This is a genomic window from Teichococcus aerofrigidensis (assembly GCF_054073225.1).
This window is the reverse complement of the sequence record NZ_JBSXMU010000247.1, coordinates 1-1565: the sequence shown is the minus strand read 5'-3', so window position 1 is coordinate 1565 and position 1565 is coordinate 1. Positions and strand designations below refer to the sequence as shown.

The following is a 1565-nucleotide window of genomic DNA, read 5'->3' as shown; positions in this document are numbered from 1 at the left end:
CGCCGCGCCCGGCGCCAGGCCAGGGCCGCCAGGCCCAGCACCAGCAGGGCGCCGAGCGCGGCGCCGAGCGACAGCGCGTCGTGCCGCGCCGGATCGATCAGCACCGCCAGGGCGGGCAGGCCGAAGAGGCCGCCCAGCAGCGCCACGCTGGCCAGGAAGGCGAGCGGCGGGCGGGCCGGGCGCAGATGCAGCAGCAGGGCGCCGTCGCCCAGCGGGGTGCGGGTGAAGGCCCCCTGATCCTGTCCAGCCATCCGCCCCTCTCCGTTGCGCGGCGCAGGATAGGGCCAGGGGCGCCCGGGATGAATGGGCGCCGCCGCCGCGCGGACGGGTTCGGCCGCCGCCCGGCCGGGCCCCGAGCTGCGGCGGCCATCGGGGGCCGCGGCGGTCAGATGAACTGCAGCTCCGCATGCAGCGCGCCGCTGGCCTTCAGCGCGGTCAGCACCGAGATCAGGTCGCGCGGCGCGAGGCCGAGCGCGTTCAGCCCGTCCACCAGATCCTTCAGCGTCGTGGCGCGCGGCAGGGTGGCCAGGCGCCGGCCGCGCTGGTCGTCCACCTCCACCTGGGTGCGCGGCACCACCGTGGTCTCGCCATTGGAGAAGGGCGCCGGCTGGCTGACCAGCGGGCTCTCGGTGACGCGGATCACCAAGTTGCCATGGGTGATGGCCACCGGATCGACGCGCACCTGGGCGCCGACGACGATGGTGCCGGTGCGCTCGTCCACCACCACCCGCGCCGGCGTCTCGGGCCGCACCTGCAGCCCCTCCATCTGCGCCACCAGCAGCGGCAGCCGGTCGCGGAAGCCGGGCGGCACCCGCACCTCGACGGTGCCGAGGTCGAGCGCCGTCGCGGTCGCGGCGCCGAAGCGGGCGTTCACCGCCTCCTCGATGCGGATGGCGGTGGTGAAGTCGGGCGCGCGCAGCGCCAGGCGGATGCTCTCGAGGCCGCGCATCTCGACCGGCACCTCGCGCTCGACCAGCCCGCCGCCCGGCACGCGGCCCTGGGTGGTGACGCCGCTCGAGATGCTCTGCGCCTGGCCCTCGGCCTTGAAGCCGCCGACCACCACCGGGCCCTGCGCCACGGCATAGACCTCGCCATCGGCGCCCATCAGCGGGGTCACGATCAGCGTGCCGCCGTTCAGGCTCTTGGCGTCGCCGAGCGAGGAGACCTGCACGTCGATCGGCGTGCCCTGGCGGGCGAAGGCGGGCAGCGTCGCGGTGACGATGACGGCGGCGGTGTTCTTGGTCTGCACCCGGGCATCGGCGACGTTGATGCCCATGCGCTCCAGCATCGCCGCCAGGCTCTGCTGGGTGAAGGGCGTGTTGCGCAGCTGGTCGCCGCTGCCCTGCAGGCCGATCACCAGGCCGTAGCCGATCAGCTGGTTGCCGCGCACCCCTTCGATCGCGACGATGTCCTTGAGCCGCACCTGCGCCTGGGCCAGGCCCGGCAGCAGGCCGGACAGCAGGCCCGGCAGGGCGGCCGCGAGCAGCAGCAGGCGGAGCGGACGGCGCGGGCGGCGCGGCATGGCGCGGGCGTCCCGCGTCAGGCGCTGTAGCGCAGGCCGGCGG

Annotated in this window: 2 protein-coding genes; both read right to left on the bottom strand. The window is 75.7% G+C overall.

Going from position 1 to position 1565, the window contains the following annotated elements; translation table 11 throughout:
* On the bottom strand, window positions 1-251 hold a 251-nt coding region (locus ACVMLK_RS20975; RefSeq protein ID WP_457487534.1), incomplete at its 3' end, for a hypothetical protein.
* Window positions 252-385: 134 nt separating this feature from the next.
* Window positions 386-1522 (bottom strand): flagellar basal body P-ring protein FlgI, encoded by a 1137-nt coding sequence (locus ACVMLK_RS20970; protein WP_457487535.1) that lies wholly within the window; start codon window positions 1520-1522, stop codon window positions 386-388.
* Between the last annotated feature and the right edge of the window lie 43 nt (window positions 1523-1565).

Bases quoted from the DNA above. Each gene is read 5' to 3' on its own strand.
- ACVMLK_RS20970 (WP_457487535.1), bottom strand. From the start codon at position 1,522: ATGCCGCGCCGCCCGCGCCGTCCGCTCCGCCTGCTGCTGCTCGCGGCC.